Source organism: Sediminibacterium sp. (assembly GCF_051861365.1).
GTDB lineage: Bacteria > Bacteroidota > Bacteroidia > Chitinophagales > Chitinophagaceae > Sediminibacterium.
Genome location: NZ_JBHYCW010000035.1, coordinates 13,631 through 33,759 on the forward strand (window position 1 = coordinate 13,631; position 20,129 = coordinate 33,759).

Sequence of the window (20,129 nt, forward strand, 5' to 3'; positions counted from 1 at the left end):
TCATCATTCATGATTCAATTTATTGATCTCTGATGTCGGATGTCTAATGTAGAAAATCGTTTTATTGATTTTTAACGCATGCAACATTCATATTCATCATTACAATTCTCTTTCTCCTCGCAACGTTGTCTTTGTGCAATCGGTCACTTTCACCATTACATAACTTCCCTTCAGTTGTTCATTCATATCTTTTTTTGGGAAAACAATCACTTTATTCTGACTGTTTCTGCCCATCCAATCAGCATCACTTTTACGACTGTTTCCTTCTACCAACACTTTGAATGTTTTTCCTAAATCTTTCAAGTTACTCTGACGTGATAACTCTCCCTGTAAGTCTACAATCTCCTGCAATCTTCTCTTTTTCACTTCTTCAGGTATATCATCTTCATATCTCCTTGCTGCTAGTGTCCCGGGTCTTTCGCTGTAGAAGAACATATAGCTCATGTCATATCCGCTGTATTGCATGATGCTGAGTGTCTCTTGATGATCTTCCTCTGTCTCAGTACAAAAACCTGCGATGATATCTGAACTGATACCACAGTCGGGGAGTAGTTCTTTGATACGATCCACTTTCGCCATATACCATTCGCGGGTATACGTACGATTCATCAATTGTAACATTCTTGAACTACCACTTTGAACCGGCAAGTGAATGTATTTACAGATGTTCTCGTATTTCGCCATGGTCAACAATACCTCATCAGTAATATCTTTCGGATGTGAAGTGCTGAATCTTATCCTCAAATCCGGACTGATCAATGCTACTTTTTCAAGCAATGCGGCAAATGTTACGGTTTCATCTTTTTGTTCATCTATCCAATAATAACTGTCTACATTTTGTCCAAGTAGCGTTACTTCCTTATATCCTTTATCACACAAATCTTTTACTTCTTGTATAATGGAATGAGCATCCCGGCTTCTTTCACGACCTCTGGTAAAAGGAACCACGCAGAAACTGCACATATTATTACATCCACGCATGATCGATACAAAAGCACTGATACCATTGGTGTCTAAACGAATGGGAGCAATATCACCATAGGTTTCATCCCTGCTCAATAATACATTCACCGCTTTTTGTCCGGACTCCGCTTCTTCAATCAGCGCCGGCAAACTTCTATAAGCATCCGGCCCAACAACAATATCTACCAGTTTTTCTTGCTCAAGTAATTGTGCTTTTAATCGCTCCGCCATACAACCTAACATACCAATCAACATTCCAGGAGTACGTTCTTTGAGTTTACGGAACTCGGTTAATCTTTTACGAACGGTTTGTTCTGCTTTTTCACGAATGGAACAGGTGTTCAATAAAATCAATTGGGCTTCTTCCAGGTTTCGGGTAGCGCCAAAACCGGCACCGTTCAAAATAGAGGCCACCACTTCACTATCCGCAAAATTCATAGCACACCCGTAGCTCTCGATATAAAAGTGTTTTTTATACTGATTGGGGTCGTTTTCAAACGGCTGAAATGCTTCTCCCTGTCGGGCTTCATCATGCACTTTATCTGTAGTAAGCATTGTGTTCATGCGATTTTCAAAATAGTTAGAGTGCAAAATTAACAAAATTGTCTTGTTTTTGTGTCAGTTTGACAGGTTTTAGGCGTTGAAAATTCTGTTAATCAATTAGTTTTGCAACGCAAATCCCCCGGTCACATGAAGAAATGGATGTTTTGTATGCTGATGCTTTCTTGTTCATCAGCGGTTTTTTCTCAGGATATCGTAGTTAACAAGCTTCGCAGTGAAACTTCTCGAACCATTAAAAAAGAAGCGGATACCAGTACATGGGTATGGAAAAAGGGTGGTTTGATCAGTGCGAACCTTGCACAAGGCTCTTTGAGTAATTGGGCTGCAGGGGGTGATAATTTTTCATTGGCAGTCAGTTCTTACTTCAACTTCTTTTATTTCTATCGAAAAGATCGTCATAGCTGGGATAATAACTTTGATATGAACCTCGGCTATGTACAAACCACAAGTTTGGGTGGAAGAAAAAACGATGACCGCTTCGATTTTCTCAGCAAGTATGGTTATAAGATGGATAGTACCGGAAAAATATTTTTATCCAGCCTATTCAATTTCCGTTCTCAATGGTTTGATGGTTATACTTTTTCAGGTGGAGTGCCTAGTTTTTCTTCGTCATTTTTATCACCGGCATATATCATTCTTTCAGTGGGATTTGATTACAAATCCTCTGATAAACTTTCGGTCTTCGTTTCGCCGCTGACATCCAGGTGGACGATCGTTGCCAATAATAAATTATCGACTTTAGGAAAGTATGGCGTACCTGCGGGAAAAACATCTATCAATGAGATAGGTACTTTTGCTACCGTCAATTACAACAATACCATTGCAAAAAATGTGACGTATAAAGGGAGATTGGATATGTTCTCCAACTATAACAATAGCGCCCAGAATATTGATTTCTTCATGACCAATCTATTTTCTTTCAAAATCAATAAATTTTTCTCCGCAACTTATAGCCTTGATTTGATTTATGATGATGATGTTCGTTTATTTGGCCCGAACAAAACATCACCCGGATTACAAACCAAAAGCCTGATAGGCATCGGCTTTTTACGACCTTTGAATGTGAAAAAAGGGTAGAGGGAAATGTAGGATGTCTGATCTCTGATGTCAGATGACGGATATGTGATTTTGCAATAAAAACAAATCCGACATCCGACATTACTTAGCGACGACTTTCAACAAATGTTTAATCTTATTAGCCTTGTGTGTTAGGTCTTGGTAGTCTTTGTGCATGATGGTGACATGTCCCATTTTCCTTCCGGGTTTGGTTTGTTTTTTCCCGTAGAGATGTACAAAGACATTATCCATTTTTAAAACTTCATTCAGGTTATCATATACGGCGTCGCCTGAATGTCCTTCTGCTCCCAGTAAATTCACAATAGCGGAAGGAAGAATGGCGTCTGTATTGCCTAAAGGGTAGCCCAACATAATACGCCATAACATATCATATTGACTAGAATAATTGGCTTCGATGGTGTGGTGTCCACTGTTATGCACACGAGGTGCTGTTTCGTTTACCAAGACTTCTTCGTTCTTATCTACAAAAAGCTCAACGGCAAACAATCCCGGACTATTCAATGCTTTCACAACACGTAATGCAATGGCTTCTGCTTTCCAAAATACTTTTTCCGGAAGTGCAGCCGGACTCAATTGATAATCCAACAAATTCAAAACAGGGTCGAATACCATTTCAGCAGGAGGATATAAGGCTGTTTCTCCCTTTTCATTCATAGCTACGATCATGGCGATTTCTTTATGAATGGGTACCATTTTCTCTAATACCGCAGGAGCATCAAACCCTTTTTCGATGTCCTTCTCATCTTGAATGATCTGAACGCCCTTGCCATCATATCCACCTTGTCCAATTTTATGCACTGCAGGCAACAATGCTGTATGGTTGTTCAAATCGCTAAGATTTGCTGTTACCACAAATGCAGATGTTGGAATATCATTCGCTTCATAAAACTGCTTTTGCAGGATCTTGTTCTTGATGGTTCTGATAGCGGAAGGTTTAGGATAAACTTTTACACCTTCAGATTCCAGTTTTTCCAGTGCATCTACATTTACAGACTCAATTTCAATGGTAAGCACATCAAGTCCTTTCCCAAATGCGTATACGGCATCAAAATCATTGATATCGCCCTGAACGAAATGGTGGCATAGATGTGCAGCCGGACAATTGGGATCATTTTCCATTACCCATGTTTCCACTGTATAATTGGCTGCTGCCTGTAATAACATACGGCCTAACTGACCGCCTCCAAGAATTCCTGCTTTCATGGGTGCGAAGATACGAGGGTACTAGGTGCTAGGTGCTAGGTACTAGGTTGTTTTTTGGAAAAACAAAGTACAACCCTAAACCTTGTACCCACCACCTATGCCTAAAATCCTTAATTTTGAACCGTGCTTCCGGACTATCCTCATAAAATCTTTGGCGATAAGCGTAGTTGCTATTGTTTGCTGATGGAAGCATTGGCCATGGATGCCTGTTAATATGCTTAACTAAGCAGTTCATTTTCTTTTTTCATTCATCTTTTAAACATATTGTATGGAATCGATTGCTACTTCTACGGTACAGTCTACTACTGTTGATTTTTTACCCTTGTTGGGAACTGATTATGTTGAATTTTATGTAGGCAATGCCAAGCAGGCAGCACATTTTTATAAAACCGCTTTTGGCTTTCAAAGTTTGGCTTATGCGGGTCCGGAGACCGGTGTAAAAGACAGGGCCAGTTATGCAGTTAGACAAAACAAACTAACTTTTGTATTCACCACTGCATTACGAACCGATAATCCCATCGCTGATCATGTATACAAACATGGTGATGGCGTGAAAGTATTGGCTTTGAAAGTAAAAGATGCTACCGATGCATGGAAGCAAACCACGGAACGAGGCGGTAAAAGTTATATGAAGCCACAACGTTTAACAGATGAATTTGGAGAAGTGGTGATCAGCGGTATTCATACATATGGAGATACCGTACATCTCTTTATTGAAAGAGAAAACTATAGCGGTGCATTTTTACCGGGATATAGAAAATGGGAGAGTCATTATAATCCAACCGACACAGGTTTATTGTATGTAGATCATTGCGTAGGAAATGTGGGATGGAATCAAATGAACCCATGGGTTAAGTTTTATGAAGATGTTATGGGTTTTAAAAACATCCTCAGTTTTGATGATAATGATATATCTACAGAGTATTCTGCTTTGATGAGTAAAGTGATGAGTAATGGAAATGGATTTGTCAAATTCCCTATCAATGAACCTGCTGAAGGAAAGAAAAAATCTCAAGTAGAAGAGTATCTTGATTTTTATAATGGGGAAGGGTGTCAGCATGTGGCATTGGCAACCAATGATATTGTAAAAACGGTTACCGATCTTCAAAACAGAGGGGTTGAATTTTTGAAAGTGCCTACTACATATTATGATGATTTGTTGGACAGGGTAGGACATATCGATGAAGACCTGAATCCTTTACGAGAGTTAGGAATACTGGTGGATCGAGATGATGAGGGTTATTTATTACAAATTTTCACCAAGCCGGTAGAAGACAGACCCACACTTTTCTTTGAAATTATCCAGCGAAAAGGAGCTAAGAGTTTTGGAAAGGGTAATTTTAAAGCGCTTTTTGAAGCCATTGAAAGAGAGCAGTCTGATAGAGGAAATTTATAATAAGAAGGCATATTTTAAACCGGAGTCTCTTAAAGGCTCCGGTCTTTTTATACAATAATCCTAACTTACCAACGTTTCAATTTAACAGTCGTTTGAGTTGTACCTTATTGACCATTTAGTATTTTGCAATCATGAAACGCCCCCTGTTTTTATTCTCAATATTGTTGACCACGTTATCCATGTATGGACAGTCGGGTTTTATTGAAAATCAGCGTGTATTTCCACGGGTTGCGCAAGCCATTCGTTCAAAAGAGGATAGTCTAAAGAAACAATTCGCTTCAGCCAAACTTCAATGGCCGGCAAAAGATGTTTATATCAGGAGTTTCAAGTATGATAGTCAATTAGAAGTGTGGGTAAGAAATACTTCAGCAGAACCGTATAAACTATTCAAAACCTATAAGATATGCGCTTTGTCGGGTAGCTTAGGTCCGAAAAGAATGGAAGGTGATTACCAGGTGCCTGAGGGGTTTTATTATATCAATGAATTCAATCCGAAAAGTATGTATCACTTGTCATTGGGATTGAATTACCCCAATGCATCCGATATGCTCCTGAGTGATTCCATTAAACCCGGTAGTGATATTTATATCCATGGTAGTTGCATCACAGTAGGTTGTATTCCCATCCAGAACGATCAAATAGAAGAATTATATGTATTGGCATCTCATGCCCGGAATCAAGGGCAGGATTTTATTCCGGTACATATCTACCCTGTACGTTTCAGTAATAACAGAAGTCAGGAGTACCTCGAACGAAACAGCAAAGAAGACAAAGAATACCAAAAGTTCTCTACCCGTCTCAAAGAGGTATACGACTACTTCGAAGAAAATAAAAAGCTTCCGCTGATATCGGTGAATAGAAAAGGAGAGTATGTGATACTGTGATAGCGAATGGCTGATAGGATATGGTTGATGGCAAATCGCAGATGTCAGATTTTTTAAAAAAATACTCGCAACACAATAAGAATCTTGTAATTCGAGTTCTTCCCTAGCACCTAGCACCTAGCACCTAGCACCTAGCACCCCTTCCATCTCTTCTTCACCACATCATACAACTGCATTGCATCCGGAGTGAGTTTAAAGAGGAATACACCGGCAATCATGATGGAGGAAAAAACGATTACATTGCAAATGATCTGCATCCAACCCCCAAGGCTACTAAAAGCTTGTTGGCAAATAAAATAGGCTGCTACTGCCAAGATCAAGGAATATAATGTCTTCATGGAAAATGGCTGCATATTGAATTTGCGTCGCAGAAATTCATAGCGAATAAAATTATAGGTGGCATACGCGATCAATTCTGCATAGGCAGACCCTATAATACCGTAATTTTTGATCATGAAATAAGTGAGTGGTAAACGAAGACCAATCAATACTACTCCGCTTATGAAATCGAATCTCCAGTGAGTCGATGTATTAATGACCATGGCATTCAAGCCGGTACCTGCATCAATGATTCTTACAAGACCCAAAATAAAAATAACATTCAAGCCACTGAGGTAATCATCTTGAATATTTAGCACTTTGATACCCTCCTCTGCATTGAGCCATATATTTCCGAAAAGAAATAATGCCATCAATAAGAGGTTGATACAGGATCTGGAATAAATGCGATGAATTTCCGGATAATTTTTATCCTTCCATGCTCTGGAAAGAAAACTGGATGAAACTGCCTGAATACTTCTTTGTGGTACTTGAATAACGTTCGCGGTAAACTGAGCAAAGACAAAAATACCCACTGCTGTGAGACCCTGAAAGCCGGCAATGATAAAGCTATCGATTGTGGCTGCTACAGAAGCAATCAAAGTACCACCATAGATCAATACCTGCATGGAAAGAATCTTCTTCCAAAACTTTCGAGTTACCCTGCTGATCTTAAAGTGAAAGTGCAAATGACCACTTCGTAGCAAATAAACAAACAGGAATAAAAAAATGACCAGGTATTGAAATGCAAATAAGTAAATAAAAGTGCTAAAGCTGATCCATTTGAAATAAAACAACCCAATCAGAATACTGGTAAGAACACGTAGTATCGTTTCTTTTAAAAAATTAGATACCACCGACAATTGTAAAGCCCAACTAAATCCTTCAATAACAGAAAAAAACAGCATCCCCATGGCGAAAGGGAACATCCAATAATAATAATCAAGAATCAGTGGTGATTTTTCTTGATACTTTTCAACAAAAAATGGCTGAAAAACAAAGCCACTGACCAATACAATAATAAATCCAATGATAGAAGCCAACATGGCCCAACTCATGAGGTCAATTTTCCTGGGTTCTAGGTTGTCTTTGTAGTACGGATAAAACTTATAGATGACAGGTATAACACCCATGGCTCCAAATGCCATCATATTTTGTGCGAAATCAAAAAAGATACGTGTTAGACCAAATTGCTCAGGTGTAAAAGAGCCATTTTTGGTATAGAAATAATGATTCACAAACCCAATAGCAAAACCAACATACACCAATAAACTAGAAATGATGGTTTGTTTACGAATACTTCCCATGGGTCTGTTGATAGATTCCTGTAAAAATAAGGTGCAGAAAACTAGTTTACACAGATTTTGCCGGAGTGGCTGCTAAATAAAAGCAAAAAAGAGAAGCCACAGACTCGTCCGCCTCAGGCGGATGAATCTGTGGCTTTTATAATAAGACTTAAGTTATTGTTTTTTCAATTTGTCTTTGAACACTTTCTCAAACTTTTCCAATTTAGGTCTGATCACAAATCGGCAATATCCCTGATTAGGGTTGTCGTTGTAATAGTTTTGATGATAGTTCTCAGCCAAGTAAAAGTTCTTGAAAGGCTCAATGGTCGTAACAATTGGCTTATCCCATGCACCGCTTTTATCTAACAATGCTTTGTATTGCTCTGCTTTTTGCTTTTGTGTTTCATTGTGATAATACACTACACTTCTGTATTGCGGTCCAATATCATTTCCTTGTTGATTAGGCGTTGTGGGATCATGTGTTTTCCAGAAAACCTCTAAAAGTTCATCATAAGTAATTTTGGAAGGATCGTATACAATTCTAGCCAATTCCACATGTCCAGTATTTTTATCACACACCTGTTCATAAGTTGGATTTTCCACAAAACCACCTCCATATCCACTCACTACTTCCAATACGCCATCCAATCTTTGGAAAAAAGCTTCTGTACACCAAAAACATCCTTCTCCAAATGTGGCAGTATCCGTAACAATACCACTGTAACTCACTTTTGTATTCATATTTGTCGCTTTTTTTGATGGCTGCTGAGCGCAGGAGGCAAAACCAATTGCCCACATCATGATACTAAAAATAAAACGCATTTTATCCTTTTTTATAAAATTAGATATTCTCATACTAACAAATAGACAGGATGAATGTTGTATCCTTACAAAAGAGGTGTTAATCTGTGATTTTTTGATCTGTGATTTCTTGATTTAGAGAGCTTATGGTGAAAAGCTTATGGCTAATTGAAAAAATCACAAAATCAAAGATCAAAAAATCGAAGATCGAAGATCAAAGATCGCCTTTACCTTTGCGCCTTAATCCTAGCACAGCATTATGCGTTTGTATCCTGAAACGGCTTTGACTCAATTGGAATTTGATAAAGTCAGGACTTTATTGGAAAGTCACTGTAAGACCCTACATGCACGTGAAAAAGCCGCTCATTTAAGGATCCATACGCGCATAGAATATATCCGGCTGGAATTACATCAAACATTCGAGTTTAAATCCATCCTTCAACAGGCACAGTATTTCCCGAACGACTTTACCCTCCCTTTACAACAGGAACTTCGATTATTAGCTATTCCGGGGGCATTGATTACCGGTGAACAATGGTTGCAGATCAGAAAATTATCTGAGAATACAGCCAATATTTTTCGCTGGTTTGATACAGAAAGAAGACAGGCTTTCCCTGCCATGGCACAAGTGATCAAAGATGTGTATTATGAAAAAATGATCATTGAAATGATCGATGAGATCATAGATGAACAGGGAAATGTGAAGGACAATGCTTCTCCTGATCTCCAGAAAATCAGAATGAACCTATATCGGAAAAGAAATGAGCTGAGAAGGATGTTTGAAAAAGTAATTGCGAAATTGGCAAAAGCCGGATACACTGCTGATATTGATGAAAGTTTTAGTAATGGCAGAAGGGTAGTGGCCGTTTTTTCTGAACATAAAAGGCAAGTCAAAGGAATCTTACACGGCGAAAGTGACAGCAGAAAGACTTCATTTATTGAGCCCGAAGAAACCATCGATCTAAATAACACTGTTTTTGCTTTAGAGCATGATGAGTTAAAAGAAGTACAACGGATACTCAGACAGTTAACTGCCCGCTTATCTGAGTATGCGCCACTGCTTTCTCAATATCTATCGATATCAGGTGAATATGATTTCATCCGAGCTAAAGCCAAACTGGCGATTGATATGAACGGACAGTTGCCGGAACTATCAGACAAAGCCCATGTTCATTTGATCAATGCCTATCATCCATTGCTATTATTGTACAACAAAGCTGCCAATAAGCCTACTATACCTGTATCACTAACATTGGATGAACAAAATCGTATTCTGGTGATCAGTGGTCCGAATGCAGGTGGGAAGACCGTTACCATGAAAACCATTGGTTTGAACCAGCTTTTATTACAAAGTGGATTACTGGTACCTGTGAGTCCGGATTCGCAGATGGGTATTTTTAAACAATTGTTCATTCATATTGGCGATACCCAAAATCTGGAATTCGAACTAAGTACTTATAGCAGTCATTTACTGCACATGAAGTCATTTATTGAATCGGCTAATGGAAAGACTTTATTTTTTATTGATGAATTGGGTAGTGGTAGTGACCCAAATTTAGGCGGAGCTTTTGCAGAAGTGATCATGGAAGAGTTGGCACGCAAACATTCATTTGGTGTAGTAACAACGCACTATTTGAATTTAAAAGTGATGGCCAATCATACCAAAGGTATCATCAACGGAGCTATGCAGTTTGATGAAGTGAATCTTCAGCCCATGTATAAACTAATCGTGGGTAAGCCCGGTAGCTCCTATACGTTTGCGATTGCTGAACGAATTGGTTTACCACAACATCTTATCAATAGAGCGCGTAAACTGGTAGAAGAAGATCATTTTAAACTTGATAGACTATTAAATAGGACTGAGCAAGACCTGCAGCAATTGGAGCAGGAAAAAAAGCAATTGCATAAACTGCTGCGTGAAAATGATCGCTTGAAAAAAGAAATGGAAGTGGTGATGGATAAAGAGCGTCACCGTCAGCAAGTGGAATTATTAAAACAACAGAATCGAATAACAGAAGATCGTTTGGCTTATCTGAAAGATATGGAGCGTAAGTTGAAGCAGATTGTATTGGATTGGAAAAAATCTGAAAATAAGCAGGACGTCATCAAAAACTTACAAAACCTGTTATTCAAGCAAAAGGAAACGATTGTTGTCAATAAACTTGCCAAAAAAGTGGATCAAAAATACAAAGAGCTCAATCAGCAGATTGTCATTGGTTCATTGGTAAAATTGAAAAAGAACTACCAAGTAGGGGAGGTAAAAGAGATCAGAGGAAAAAAAGCCATTGTACAGATTGGTTTACTTCCAATGCATGTAGATTTATTAGACCTAATTGCAGTAGAAAAAGTTGCCGAACCGGAATCTAAATAGTGAGGAGTGAGTAGTCAATAGTGAGCAAAAATAAATCTCACTATTGACTATCGACTACTCACTATCCTTTCTTATACACTGCTTTGGTACTCATTTCCCCTTGAGGTGTATTGATAGAAGAATATTGTGTCAGTGTTTTTCCATCGTTGCTGATTTCCCATTTTTCATTACCTGTCAGTTCTAGGCTTTGTCCTTGGAATTCCAACATCAATTTGACATCAATTTTAAAACGTTGCTCACCATCCCAATTTAAGGTTGAGATTTTTTTACTGTTCATGAGCCCCGTGTTTTGAGATTCTTTACCCACTAAATGTGTTTCAGTAATTTCATAATTACTACCATCAAAACCGGAACCGCTTACCGTCATTTTAATGACTTCATCAGACTGTTCTATTACAACCTTACTGTAAGCACCTCTTGCTCCAAATTGTCCGAGTTCACTGGCACTTTCATCTAAATTCCAAGTACCTGAAAAATTAGCGGCTTTATAGGAAAAAGAGAATAGCAGGGAAAGGCTTAAAAAAGCAGTTGCGTACAGGAAAAATTTTCGAGTCATAATGGTAAGTTTTGAATAAATATAATAAAATAAGATGTTATGTGATATTAACATTTGTCTATCACATTCATTCACTACTTAGCCATTAATAAAAAAAAGCCCACTGTAGATAAAACTATGGTGGGCCTAGGCGGAGAGAGAGGGATTCGAACCCCCGGACCTTTGACAGTCAACGGTTTTTCTAAAGGATCCTGCGGGCAAGACTGCCGCAATCGACCTTAAATAATATTTTTCGATTTTAAATACACTTTTCCTGCTGCCGATTTAAACAACAACTCCCTTCGATATGCTTCTGATTTGGTTTGAAATACTTCATAATAATGAAGCTCAAAAGGCCTCCTTGACTTCGTACTTCTCACTTTTCCGGCATTATGCGTTTGAAGTCTTTTTTCTAAAGCTGAAGAATGACCATAGTAATATCCTCCATCTGATAAACTAATTAATATATATGTATAGTAGGGCATTGATTAAAATAAAAAAGGCTTAAGTGTTAAACACTTAAACCTTTCTGCGGAGAGAGAGGGATTCGAACCCCCGGACCTTTGACAGTCAACGGTTTTCAAGACCGCCGCATTCGACCGCTCTGCCATCTCTCCGCGGCAAAAGTAAGGGTTGAAATATTTCTACCAAAAAATATTCGAAATAATACACAAAAAACATTCATTAGTAAGTAGTTAGCAGGGCAGTAACGCTGTGAGTAGCATAAAGTATTTCTTTTTCCTCGGAGCGTATATAATCAAAAGATGTTTCTTGTTGCATCGTCTCTTGAAGCACAAAAGTCCATAGGCTCGTTGGAGGAGGTTATTTATTACACATCTATAGTGTATCAATTACTTGATATTTACTAATTCTTTAGTGAAGAATTGGGCAATAGAATTAATCAATAACTTTCATTTCTATAAGTGGCTCAATATTCCTTGTTAACTAGGACAAGGTTTCCAAAAAACTGTTTTTGATGATGATAGCTAAAGGAGTATGGGGAGCCTAAGAAGTGTTCGTTTTATAATAGATAACTATATGCAGATTTTCCTTGTACTTCTCCTAATTATTATCGGCCTAACCGTACTGACATCTGTATGTAAAATATCTCCATTCATTTCATTTTTGATCATTGCTGTTGGAGCCGGGTTGCTTTTTGGGATGCCTTTACTAAGCATCGCAAAATCTTTGCAGAAGGGAATTGGAGAGATGTTAGGTTCCATCATTATTACACTAGCTTCAGGAGCCATGATTGGTAAACTGGTTGCCAAAAGTGGTGCAGCCAATGTAATTGCCGAGAAAGTCATTACCATTTGCGGTCGAAAGTACCTGTCTTGGGGCATGATGTTGACCGGACTCATCATTGGCATACCCTTATTTTATAATGTTGGATTCGTATTGGTGATACCCATTATATTCAGCTTGGTATATCAATATAAGCTTCCGGTTATACAGGTTGCTATCCCGATTCTAGCGGCACTTTCGGTAGCTCATAGTTTGTTACCCCCGCATCCATCTCCGGCTGCTTTAATCGGCATTTTTAATGCCAGCATCTCAAAAACATTTTTTTACGGAATGATAGCTGCTATTCCGGCAGTGGTTTTAGCTGGTCCTGTTTTTTCTCGTTTTTTATCACGAATCAAACCGATATCAACGCAATTATATGCTCAAGAAACCACACAGGTAGAAAATCCACCATCATTAGGTATCAGCATTCTGTCTGCCTTAATGCCTATCTTTTTATTACTCATAACTATTTTGATATCGATCATCTTCAAGGGTAATACTACAGTTGAAAAAATGTATGATTTCATCCATGAACCTTCTATTTTGATGTTAGTATCCTTGCTCATTGTAACCTTACTCTTAGGCAAAAGACAGGGCATGTCTATACAGCATGTGATGACTACCTATGATCAGGGAATCCGGGAAATCGCTACCATCATCTTAATCATAGGGGCTTCCGGTGGATTGAAACAAATATTAATAGACAGTCAAGTAAGCAATGAAATAGCTCTTGCCTTACAAGCTATCCAAATACACCCGCTAATTCTAGCCTGGCTTGTTGCAGCTACGATTCGATTATTACTTGGATCAGCAACCGTTGCCGGTCTTACCGCAGCAGGAATTATTGCACCGGTAATATCAGATTTAAATGTTGACCCCAATTTGATCATTTTAGCGATCGGTTCCGGTAGTATTTTTTGTTCTCATGTCAATGATACCGGCTTCTGGATGTTCAAAGAGTACTTTAATGTTTCTGTAAAAGATACTTTTTTATCATGGTCACTGATGGAAACAATCGTTTCAGTGGTGGGATTAATAGGTGTGTTGGTATTGAGTTTATTTGTTTAAGAAGTATGCTGTATGAATCAGAATGGTAAGATTTATTTGCTCATGGGTGTTTCCGGAAGTGGTAAAACCACTATTGGACAATTGCTGGCGAGTCAGTTGCGTATCGATTTTTTTGATGGCGATGATTTTCATTCAGTATCCAACATTGAGAAAATGAAATCGGGGCAACCGCTTGATGATCATGATCGGCATGATTGGTTAAAGAATATCAATACCCTTGCAAGTAAGACCTTAGCCACCAATACATCTGCCGTAATTGCCTGTTCAGCCTTGAAAAAACAATATCGAGAGATTATTTCAGCAAATTTGAAAGAATCTATTATTTGGATTTACTTGCATGGTTCAAAAGAGCTGATTCAACAAAGAATGGCTGCCAGGCAAAATCATTACATGCCTGTTGCGCTTTTACAATCTCAGTTCGATATCCTTGAAATTCCAAATGAAAGCATTAAGATTGATATATCATTAGATCCACAAACTATGGTCAATACAATTCTTCAGGAAACCAATAAGTCTACATTGGGTATTGTAGGATTAGGTGTGATGGGTAAAAGCCTGGCTAGAAATTGGGCTCGTGCCGGAGTCAAACTTTCACTGTACAACCGGTTCGTGAAAGGCGTCGAGGAACAAGTAGCTGAAAAAACCATACAAGCCTATCCTGAGTTAGAGAAAGCTTCCGGTTTTGAGGATTTACAATCTTTTGCACACGCTTTAGCAAAACCACGGATCATTTTCATGATGATCAAGGCAGGAAAAGAAACCGATGTATTCATTGATGAAATTCTACCACATTTAGAGGCAGGTGATATTTTAATAGATGGAGGAAATTCCCATTATGCGGATACCAAAAATCGTATTACCCGTTTGGAAAAACAACAAATACATTTTATTGGCACAGGAGTTTCCGGTGGCGAAAAGGGAGCACTTTACGGACCTAGCATGATGCCTTCCGGTTCATTTGAAGCTTACCAAAAAATAGAACACCTGTTATATTCCATTGCAGCAAAAGATAAAAATGGAAGTCCTTGTGCTGCTTATATTGGACCAGAAGGTTCAGGGCATTTTGTAAAAATGGTTCATAACGGGATAGAATATGCTGAAATGCAGCTGATTGCAGAAACTTATGCTTATCTACGTTATGCACAAGGCTTAGATCCATACCGCATAGCACAAGTATTTGATGAGTGGAATCAAGGCTCATTGCATAGTTATTTACTGGATAGCACTGTTCATATTTTGCAAAAAAAAGAGGGAGATGATTATTTAATTGATTTGATATTGGATGTTGCAGGTAACAAAGGAACCGGAAACTGGGCTACCATTGCTGCTTCTGAATTAGGGATACCTGCGGGTATGATTACCGGAGCTTTGTTTGCAAGATATGTGTCAACGCTCAAGGAATCGGTTCGTAACCTTAGACAAACAATAATCCCTAATAGCAAAACAAGCCAACTAAGTATTGAAACTGTAAAAGCTGCATATACTGCTGCCCGAATCATTAATCATCAGCAAGGTTTTTTAATTATCAGAACTGCATCACTGGAATTCAATTGGAATTTAGATCTCGCTACTATTGCACGTATATGGACCAATGGATGCATTATTAGAAGTACCCTTATGGAAAAAATGATGGTTGCTTTTCACGAACATCAAGATCTATTTGAGTATGAAGAAATCAAACAAGAAATCACGTTATTGAAATCCAAATTGAAAGCATTTTGTATCAGTTCGTTAGAAGTAGACCTACCGATACCTTGTCATACAAGTTCATTAGACTATCTCAATTCACTAAGTGCGATGTATTCAACCGCAAATATTATACAAGCACAAAGGGATTTTTTTGGTGCACATACGTATCAAAAAATGAATGATACATCAGGTGCATTTTATCATACTGAATGGTAATTGATTCAATATAACATGGGACTGACATCTATTCTTCACTATTTTCTACACTTTATAGCGCCCATAATGGTGGCTTATCTCTTTTTTAGGAATCAGTGGTGGAGAGTAGCATTGATTTTTCTCCTGACCATGTTGGTGGATCTAGATCATTTACTGGCCACTCCCATTTTTGATCCATGCCGCTGTAGTATCGGTTTTCATGTATTGCATAGCTGGTATATGATTGCCGTATATGTGCTATTGTTGTTTAGCAGACTGAGAATATTGGGGATTGGTTTGTTAATGCATATGTTGACAGATCAAATTGATTGTTGGATGCAAGGATCCTATTGCGCATAAGCATCAAAGTACATATAACGTCATTTCTTCACAATCGTGTTCAGCGATATAAATAGGGAAGGGGTGTTTTTTAATCATAGAGAACTCACCAAAGACATCCATTTCTTTCAGTGCTTTGTGTAAGAACAATCTTGATTGATACTGATAATAATTCATCAACTCATATCCTAATTGCAATACAGCATGTTCTTCGTCTGCTTCATCAACCAATGTTGCACAATCTGGCCAAACACCTGAGAAATCCGGCCCTTTTGCAAAACCTGTATAGTGTCCCGGTGGAAGCTCGCGATATAAGTATCTGGGTTCAGCTATGATTGGGAAAGTGAGTTCTTGCTTAAAAAAATTGATCCCTGAATCATAATGAAAATACCAATCATAGCCTATTTCCATAGCACCGGATTGTATCATTTGTTCTTTTACTTCCGGATCGAACAAGCAAGATCTTAGTTCTTTTTTTAAATAAGCAACACATGTCTGCTCATCCAAAGGGTGGGTATCAATAAAATGCATGTAAGGATTAACGGCAGTAATATCAGCAGCTTTATCGCCAATTTCTTCTTCGATATTACCACCACCTAGATCTACAAATTCACCTCTGCGATACATGTCAAGATAATCCGCATATCGTTTAAACAACGGGACAGCCATACGATCCCTGATTTCATAAAACTGTTTCTCTAATTGTTCATACAATATCTCGTTCAGCGAATCCTTATTCATCCCAACTTATTTTTCCGATAAAAAAACTTCTGCCATCATACATCTGGCACTACCACCACCATTGGTTTCAATCGTTGTAATATCAGAATGTAGAATCGGATTGTAGTGTTCAATACGTTTGATCTGTTCAGCAGTCAGGCTATTATATGCTTGTGATGACATCACGAGAAAACGATCTCCGCTTGTATTTTGAACTTGCAGCATGTTACCTGCAAAATGATTCATTTGATCGAAACTGATTTCGATGACCTCCTTTTTTGTATCCTGCAATGTTGCTATGACACTACCCTTCTCGGTTTCATTAGGAATCGAATCCAGACAAATCACTGCAAATCGATCAGCAATACACATCATTACATTGGTATGATAAATGGGGTCACCTTTGCTATCAACTGAGGTAAACGCTACCGGACGAAATCCGGCTTTATTACACCAATCATTCAATACTTGTATATCTGTTCTGGGTGACAAACAAGCATAGGCAATTTTATTTTCTCTGTCTAAGACCATGCTGCCCGTTCCTTCTAAAAAAAGTTGTTGTTGTTCGTAAGCGCTTAGATCTATCGTATTTTCAACACGAAACTTTTCAGCAATCGCAGATAGAACATGAGGCTTACGTTCTAGCCTACGATTGACCGCAAACATGGGGTACAAAAAAATAGTGCCGTCAGTATGAAATGAGATCCAGTTATTAGGAAATACAGAATCAGGAGTATGAGGTTCAGGTGTGTCTTCAACAACAGTTACCTGAACACCCGCATTGCTAAGTACAGAAACAAATCGATCAAATTCAGCCGCGGCTTTTTCACTCACTTGCTGATCTGCCGAAGCTTGTTGAAAACTATTATTCACCGCCGTTTCTGCATTAAAATCAAAACGAACGGGTTTTATCATGAGAAGATTTGAAGTTGTTTGCATGTTGATTAGTTAGCAATGATAGTTATGAAAATGGTTGCCAGTTGCTAGTTGACAATTGACAGGAAAACAGTTGCTCTTCTGTCAACTGTCAACTAAAAACTGTCAACTCAAATACTTTCTCTCCACAAAGGCATACTCATACAATGGAAGCCTCCACGAGCCCTTGATAACTCTGCAGATGGCATTAGTATGAGTGTATCTGTCATGGTTTCAGGATTCAATTCTCCCGATTCTAATTTGGGTAACAAATCTTTTACATGAATGATGTTAAACCCTGCTTTGCGAAAAGCTTCCGTGGTTTTATCATTACGATCATAACCCAAGACCACACCTTCCTTCAGTGCCAGCAAATTGCAGGAATCTGTCCATTGTTCGCGGGCATTGTACGGAAATTCATTATTACCGGAAAAGATAAAACGTACATCATTCTCACAACGAAGATCTGTTAGGCTGATATCTTGTAATAAGTCTTCCAGACTGTCGAAATAAACAGGATTATCCGGACATTTTTTATGAAACTGAGTAATCTTGATTTTTTCATCTTTCTTTACTTGTAGCTCCCTTTCAATCACGTTATCATCTTCATGCTTCACTGCTTTACGCGAAAAGTTACCCAGCATCACCCATACGTCTCTTTTCACTTGCGTGAAGACGGTATCGATATGCATGTAATCTCTTTTCTTAGGTATTCGAACGATCGTTACTTTGTCCATCAAACCCTTTTCAAACATCACATTCGTAATCATAGCAGCAGCTTCTGCAGAAGTTCTTTCGCTGACACCTACCAATAAATGATTATCACTAACCACCATGATATCACCACCTTCTAAAGTTGTTTTGCGATCATCTTCTTCCTCTTCAGGCATCAAAAAACTCTGATTGGAATCTGCCAATTCAATAATATTATTTTGCCACTTCGCAAAAATGGGATGATAGAAGAATATATATTTTGCCAATAAAGCTTCACGTGTACGTGCTTTTTTAGCCGGTTTGTTCAATAAAACATGGTCTTTGATGGTAATTCCAATATCTCTGGTAAAAATGAAATTGGGAATAGGAGCGAAGAGTAGTTTTTTATCAGATGAAGTCCCGGATATAAAAGTTTTAGACAATTCTTTAGCATTGTATGCCAATAGTTCCTGTTGGGTTTGGAAGGTGCAACCTTCAATAGCCGCTACCGATGCTACTAATTTAGATCGGACATCTTCATTTTCAAGAATTTCAGCCAATAACCATTGTAATTCGATGACTTTATCAGATTTATAAAACCCTTCTGAATCGGGTTTAAAAAATGAACGATCATTGCCATCAATCTCTTGTAGTTTGCCTTTGATCTTTACAGGATCTAGGAAGTACAACAACAACTTGGTGTAATAATCGTATTCGTCTTTACGAATCGTATCCAAATGAACAATGTCTTCAAATAACCAGTCTTGTGCTTTTGAGGGCACTACTTTACCCAAACCACTGTCTGGACTGTGCACCAATAAACGTTTTAAAGTACCTATTTCAGAGGTAACATGCAATGTATGTTCCATACTAATATTGTATTAAATAAATAATGGGATAACTATTCCCGATACGATAGCAATTATTAAAATAAAAGGGAGGGGCCTCAGTGATCGGGCATAGAGTTCAGTCCACGATACATCCACGCGAAGTGAGCGGTAAGGAATGTGATAGTAGAGCAATGATGCATATTGCAAAACTAAGGATTTCTTTTGATTGGGTCATTCCCCTTCAAACTACCCTTAGAATCAATGATTTGGAACCGAACAAAGAGCTCTTCACTGTACCATTTTTCTTGTCGGGTCTTCCTCACTACTTCTGCATGTTCTTGTAAGCGATAAGCAAAAGCTTTCATATCTTCTTTTGATTCCCAAATACTGAATGTGGCTTGTTTGATCCAGGGAACTTCACCAATACCTACTGAAGTAATAAAACCCGGAGCGGTACTCATTCTCTGTGCAACAGCATCTACATGTTGCCAAAATCTTGATAATTGACTGATCCGGATGGTGGCCCTGGTCATCACTGCAATGCTACCGCTATAGTCGGTTTGTTTGGGTAAAGCACCAAACACTTCTTTTCCGTCCCATAATCCATGCCCTTCGATTGGACGTAAGATCAACTCCCATTTTTCACAACCAAATAATTGCCACCAGCTGTTTAAAAAACGGGGGGATGGCACATCTTTATCTTGAATGATTTCCAGCACTGCCCACTGCCGCCAGTCGGGTGTTTTATCAAAACTGCCGTTTCTACCACATCCCATCAGCTTCCAAAACAAAATATCTTTTCTCAACCAAAGTGGCAATCGAAACAATGCCATGGATAAAAAACCTGCCCATCCAAACCAAGAAGGGTAACGTACTATGGTGAGTCGGGTAATCATATATTGGCTGCAAGCTGCAAGCTACAAGCCATTGCTGTCCGGTAAAAAGTGAAGAAAAAAAGTAAGGAGGCCATTAAAGCCTCCTTTTTCTGGTTATTTTTA

At 38.4% G+C, this 20,129-nt stretch carries 17 protein-coding genes and 1 tRNA gene; 7 read left to right on the top strand and 11 right to left on the bottom strand.

The genetic code is table 11. The features are described 5' to 3' along the window. Positions 1-99: 99 nt before the first annotated feature. Positions 100-1,527 (bottom strand): tRNA (N6-isopentenyl adenosine(37)-C2)-methylthiotransferase MiaB, encoded by a 1,428-nt coding sequence (gene miaB, locus ACTIEV_RS13560; RefSeq protein ID WP_322196677.1) that lies wholly within the window; start codon positions 1,525-1,527, stop codon positions 100-102. A gap of 102 nt (positions 1,528-1,629) precedes the next feature. Between miaB and ACTIEV_RS13565 the strand changes: the two genes are divergently transcribed. Next, on the top strand, positions 1,630-2,601 hold the full coding sequence (locus tag ACTIEV_RS13565) for a DUF3078 domain-containing protein (protein WP_322196678.1): 972 nt from the start codon (positions 1,630-1,632) through the stop codon (positions 2,599-2,601). A gap of 81 nt (positions 2,602-2,682) precedes the next feature. On the opposite strand, the gene ACTIEV_RS13570 is transcribed toward ACTIEV_RS13565, so the two are convergent. Next, positions 2,683-3,804 (bottom strand): 5-(carboxyamino)imidazole ribonucleotide synthase, encoded by a 1,122-nt coding sequence (locus tag ACTIEV_RS13570; RefSeq protein WP_439516678.1) that lies wholly within the window; start codon positions 3,802-3,804, stop codon positions 2,683-2,685. A gap of 268 nt (positions 3,805-4,072) precedes the next feature. Between ACTIEV_RS13570 and hppD the strand changes: the two genes are divergently transcribed. Further along, positions 4,073-5,200, top strand: coding sequence for a 4-hydroxyphenylpyruvate dioxygenase (hppD, locus tag ACTIEV_RS13575; RefSeq protein WP_439516679.1), 1,128 nt, complete (start codon positions 4,073-4,075; stop codon positions 5,198-5,200). A gap of 131 nt (positions 5,201-5,331) precedes the next feature. Continuing rightward, on the top strand, positions 5,332-6,084 hold the full coding sequence (locus ACTIEV_RS13580; RefSeq protein ID WP_439516680.1) for a L,D-transpeptidase family protein: 753 nt from the start codon (positions 5,332-5,334) through the stop codon (positions 6,082-6,084). A 131-nt stretch (positions 6,085-6,215) separates the two neighbouring features. Here the strand turns inward: ACTIEV_RS13580 and ACTIEV_RS13585 are convergent, their stop codons facing one another. Together ACTIEV_RS13585 and msrA are read right to left on the bottom strand one after the other, a co-directional pair. Beyond that, positions 6,216-7,709 carry a lipopolysaccharide biosynthesis protein gene (locus ACTIEV_RS13585; protein WP_322196682.1) on the bottom strand — a complete coding sequence of 498 codons (1,494 nt, stop codon included), beginning with the start codon at positions 7,707-7,709 and terminating at the stop codon, positions 6,216-6,218. Between the two features lie 153 nt (positions 7,710-7,862). Beyond that, the gene (gene msrA / locus ACTIEV_RS13590; RefSeq protein WP_322196683.1) at positions 7,863-8,510 is read right to left on the bottom strand and encodes a peptide-methionine (S)-S-oxide reductase MsrA; all 648 of its coding nucleotides are present in this window, start codon (positions 8,508-8,510) and stop codon (positions 7,863-7,865) included. Between the two features lie 238 nt (positions 8,511-8,748). Here msrA and ACTIEV_RS13595 point away from each other — a divergent pair, with 238 nt between their 5' ends. Then, positions 8,749-10,860: an endonuclease MutS2 gene (locus tag ACTIEV_RS13595; RefSeq protein ID WP_322196684.1), complete on the top strand. Its 2,112-nt coding sequence runs from the start codon at positions 8,749-8,751 to the stop codon at positions 10,858-10,860. A 61-nt stretch (positions 10,861-10,921) separates the two neighbouring features. Here the strand turns inward: ACTIEV_RS13595 and ACTIEV_RS13600 are convergent, their stop codons facing one another. From ACTIEV_RS13600 to ACTIEV_RS13610, 3 genes are all read right to left on the bottom strand, one after another. Beyond that, positions 10,922-11,416: a hypothetical protein gene (locus ACTIEV_RS13600; protein ID WP_322196685.1), complete on the bottom strand. Its 495-nt coding sequence runs from the start codon at positions 11,414-11,416 to the stop codon at positions 10,922-10,924. 218 nt (positions 11,417-11,634) lie between these two features. Continuing rightward, the gene (locus ACTIEV_RS13605; protein WP_178889730.1) at positions 11,635-11,880 is read right to left on the bottom strand and encodes a GIY-YIG nuclease family protein; all 246 of its coding nucleotides are present in this window, start codon (positions 11,878-11,880) and stop codon (positions 11,635-11,637) included. Positions 11,881-11,927: 47 nt separating this feature from the next. After that, positions 11,928-12,012, bottom strand: a tRNA-Ser gene (locus ACTIEV_RS13610). A 421-nt stretch (positions 12,013-12,433) separates the two neighbouring features. Here ACTIEV_RS13610 and ACTIEV_RS13615 point away from each other — a divergent pair. Genes ACTIEV_RS13615 through ACTIEV_RS13625 form a run of 3 tightly spaced genes read left to right on the top strand, consistent with a single transcriptional unit; the run spans position 12,434 to position 15,994 of the window. Beyond that, positions 12,434-13,750, top strand: coding sequence for a gluconate:H+ symporter (locus tag ACTIEV_RS13615; RefSeq protein WP_322196686.1), 1,317 nt, complete (start codon positions 12,434-12,436; stop codon positions 13,748-13,750). Positions 13,751-13,762: 12 nt separating this feature from the next. Continuing rightward, positions 13,763-15,655 (top strand): NADP-dependent phosphogluconate dehydrogenase, encoded by a 1,893-nt coding sequence (gndA, locus tag ACTIEV_RS13620; RefSeq protein ID WP_322196687.1) that lies wholly within the window; start codon positions 13,763-13,765, stop codon positions 15,653-15,655. Positions 15,656-15,670: 15 nt separating this feature from the next. Then, positions 15,671-15,994, top strand: coding sequence for a DUF6122 family protein (locus ACTIEV_RS13625; RefSeq protein WP_322196688.1), 324 nt, complete (start codon positions 15,671-15,673; stop codon positions 15,992-15,994). 3 nt (positions 15,995-15,997) lie between these two features. Here the strand turns inward: ACTIEV_RS13625 and ACTIEV_RS13630 are convergent, their stop codons facing one another. From ACTIEV_RS13630 to ACTIEV_RS13645, 4 genes are all read right to left on the bottom strand, one after another. After that, entirely contained in the window at positions 15,998-16,714 is a 717-nt protein-coding gene (locus ACTIEV_RS13630) for a hypothetical protein (protein ID WP_322196689.1), read from the bottom strand. Between the two features lie 6 nt (positions 16,715-16,720). Beyond that, positions 16,721-17,632, bottom strand: coding sequence for a citrulline utilization hydrolase CtlX (gene ctlX, locus ACTIEV_RS13635; protein ID WP_322196690.1), 912 nt, complete (start codon positions 17,630-17,632; stop codon positions 16,721-16,723). Positions 17,633-17,739: 107 nt separating this feature from the next. Then, on the bottom strand, positions 17,740-19,170 hold the full coding sequence (locus ACTIEV_RS13640) for an arginine deiminase family protein (RefSeq protein WP_322196691.1): 1,431 nt from the start codon (positions 19,168-19,170) through the stop codon (positions 17,740-17,742). A gap of 170 nt (positions 19,171-19,340) precedes the next feature. Beyond that, positions 19,341-20,027, bottom strand: coding sequence for a DUF3291 domain-containing protein (locus tag ACTIEV_RS13645; RefSeq protein ID WP_322196692.1), 687 nt, complete (start codon positions 20,025-20,027; stop codon positions 19,341-19,343). Positions 20,028-20,129: the final 102 nt, after the last annotated feature.

What these genes read in the sequence shown, in the direction of transcription:
- miaB (WP_322196677.1), bottom strand. Translation starts at nt 1,527, where the DNA reads ATGAACACAATGCTTACTACAGATAAAGTGCATGATGAAGCCCGACAG.
- ACTIEV_RS13570 (WP_439516678.1), bottom strand. Translation starts at nt 3,804, where the DNA reads ATGAAAGCAGGAATTCTTGGAGGCGGTCAGTTAGGCCGTATGTTATTA.
- hppD (WP_439516679.1), top strand. Translation starts at nt 4,073, where the DNA reads ATGGAATCGATTGCTACTTCTACGGTACAGTCTACTACTGTTGATTTT.
- ACTIEV_RS13580 (WP_439516680.1), top strand. Translation starts at nt 5,332, where the DNA reads ATGAAACGCCCCCTGTTTTTATTCTCAATATTGTTGACCACGTTATCC.
- ACTIEV_RS13585 (WP_322196682.1), bottom strand. Translation starts at nt 7,709, where the DNA reads ATGGGAAGTATTCGTAAACAAACCATCATTTCTAGTTTATTGGTGTAT.
- msrA (WP_322196683.1), bottom strand. Translation starts at nt 8,510, where the DNA reads ATGCGTTTTATTTTTAGTATCATGATGTGGGCAATTGGTTTTGCCTCC.
- ACTIEV_RS13595 (WP_322196684.1), top strand. Translation starts at nt 8,749, where the DNA reads ATGCGTTTGTATCCTGAAACGGCTTTGACTCAATTGGAATTTGATAAA.
- ACTIEV_RS13600 (WP_322196685.1), bottom strand. Translation starts at nt 11,416, where the DNA reads ATGACTCGAAAATTTTTCCTGTACGCAACTGCTTTTTTAAGCCTTTCC.
- ACTIEV_RS13605 (WP_178889730.1), bottom strand. Translation starts at nt 11,880, where the DNA reads ATGCCCTACTATACATATATATTAATTAGTTTATCAGATGGAGGATAT.
- ACTIEV_RS13615 (WP_322196686.1), top strand. Translation starts at nt 12,434, where the DNA reads ATGCAGATTTTCCTTGTACTTCTCCTAATTATTATCGGCCTAACCGTA.
- gndA (WP_322196687.1), top strand. Translation starts at nt 13,763, where the DNA reads ATGAATCAGAATGGTAAGATTTATTTGCTCATGGGTGTTTCCGGAAGT.
- ACTIEV_RS13625 (WP_322196688.1), top strand. Translation starts at nt 15,671, where the DNA reads ATGGGACTGACATCTATTCTTCACTATTTTCTACACTTTATAGCGCCC.
- ACTIEV_RS13630 (WP_322196689.1), bottom strand. Translation starts at nt 16,714, where the DNA reads ATGAATAAGGATTCGCTGAACGAGATATTGTATGAACAATTAGAGAAA.
- ctlX (WP_322196690.1), bottom strand. Translation starts at nt 17,632, where the DNA reads ATGCAAACAACTTCAAATCTTCTCATGATAAAACCCGTTCGTTTTGAT.
- ACTIEV_RS13640 (WP_322196691.1), bottom strand. Translation starts at nt 19,170, where the DNA reads ATGGAACATACATTGCATGTTACCTCTGAAATAGGTACTTTAAAACGT.
- ACTIEV_RS13645 (WP_322196692.1), bottom strand. Translation starts at nt 20,027, where the DNA reads ATGATTACCCGACTCACCATAGTACGTTACCCTTCTTGGTTTGGATGG.